Raw genomic sequence first — 1,445 nt, 5'->3', positions numbered from 1 at the left:
TCTGCCGATGACAGTGCAGTGCCGACCGTAGAAGCTGACGATCTCATGCGGGTATCGGGCCGATCTGATTGCGTCGGGGCCGGCCGCCGCTGCGCGCGGGGTTTCGATCGGGATTCGTGGGCGCTACCGCAGTTGGTCGCGGCGGCGGGTCAGGTTGGCGGTCTGGGCGGTGTTGCCGGCCAGCTCGATGGCTTTGTCGTAGGCCGCGCGCGACTGCTGACTTTGGCCCAGCCGGCGCAGCAGGTCGGCGCGGGTCGCGTGGTAGGCGTGATAGCCGGCCAGCTTGTCCTCAAGACGGTCGACGGCCGCCAGTGCCACCTGCGGGCCGTCGAGCTCGGCGACCGCGATGGCCCGGTTGAGGGCGATGATCGGCGAGGAGTCGAGGTGGACGAGTTGGTCGTAGAGGGCGACGACCTGCGACCAGTCGGTGTCGCGGATGTCGCGGGCGGAGGTGTGCACGGCGTTGATCGCGGCGAGGATCTGGTAGCGGCCCGGAGCCACCCCGGCGGCGGCAGCGGCGAGGCGCTCGCGCACGAGCCGGTGACCCTCGGCGATCAGCGCCGTGTCCCAGGCCCCACGGTCCTGCTCGTCGAGGGTGACCAGTTCGCCGCTGGCCGAGACCCGGGCGGTGCGGCGGGCCTCGGTGAGCAGCATCAGCGCCAGCAGCCGGCCACCTCACCGTCCTCCGGCAGCAGAGCGCGGATCAGGCGGGTGAGCCGGATCGCCTCGGCGGTCAGGTCGTGACGTACGGGATCGGTGTCGGGGCCGGTCGCCAGGTAGCCCTCGTTGAAGACGAGATACAGCACGGCGAGTACGCCGGAGACGCGTGCCGGGAGATCCTCGGCGGCCGGCACGCGATAGGGGATCCGAGCCGCTTTGATCTTGGCCTTGGCGCGGGTGATCCGCTGCTCCAAGGTGGTCTCCTGCACCAGGAAGGCGCGGGCGATCTCGGGCACGGTCAGGCCGCCGAGCATGCGCAGTGTCAGCGCCACGCGGGCTTCCATCGCCAGCGCCGGGTGACAGCAGGTGAAGATCAGCCGCAGCCGGTCGTCGTCGATGGCGCCGAGAGGCTCGGGCGGGTCGTCGTCGTACACCATCTGAGCCTCCTTGTGCTTGTCGTCGCGTTTGTTCTCGCGCCGGATCCGGTCGATGGCCTTGCGAACGGCGGTGGTGGTCAGCCAGGCGCCGGGGTTGGGGGGTACGCCGTCGGCCGGCCACCGCTGCACGGCGGTCGCGAACGCCTCGGCCGCCGCCTCCTCGGCGATGTCGAGGTCACCGAACCGCCTGGTCAGCGAGGCGACCACCCGGGCCCACTCCTCGTGGTGGGCCCGGGTGACCGCCTCGCGGACGTCGACCCTGTTCACAGGAAGGGCCGCACCTCGACCTTCCGATCGCAGACCTTCGACGCCTCGGTGGCGAGCTTGAGCGCCACATCCAGATCGGGG

1 pseudogene is annotated in these 1,445 nt (G+C 70.9%); it reads right to left on the bottom strand.

The annotated features are described in order from the left end of the window. Positions 1-123: 123 nt before the first annotated feature. Positions 124-1,364: pseudogene (locus tag DKT69_RS00285) on the bottom strand (RNA polymerase sigma factor). Positions 1,365-1,445: the final 81 nt, after the last annotated feature.

The sequence above is a fragment of the Micromonospora sicca genome (assembly GCF_003172935.1).
GTDB lineage: Bacteria > Actinomycetota > Actinomycetes > Mycobacteriales > Micromonosporaceae > Micromonospora > Micromonospora sicca.
The sequence above is the reverse complement of the archived record's forward strand: the minus strand, read 5'-3'. Positions and strand labels throughout refer to the sequence as shown.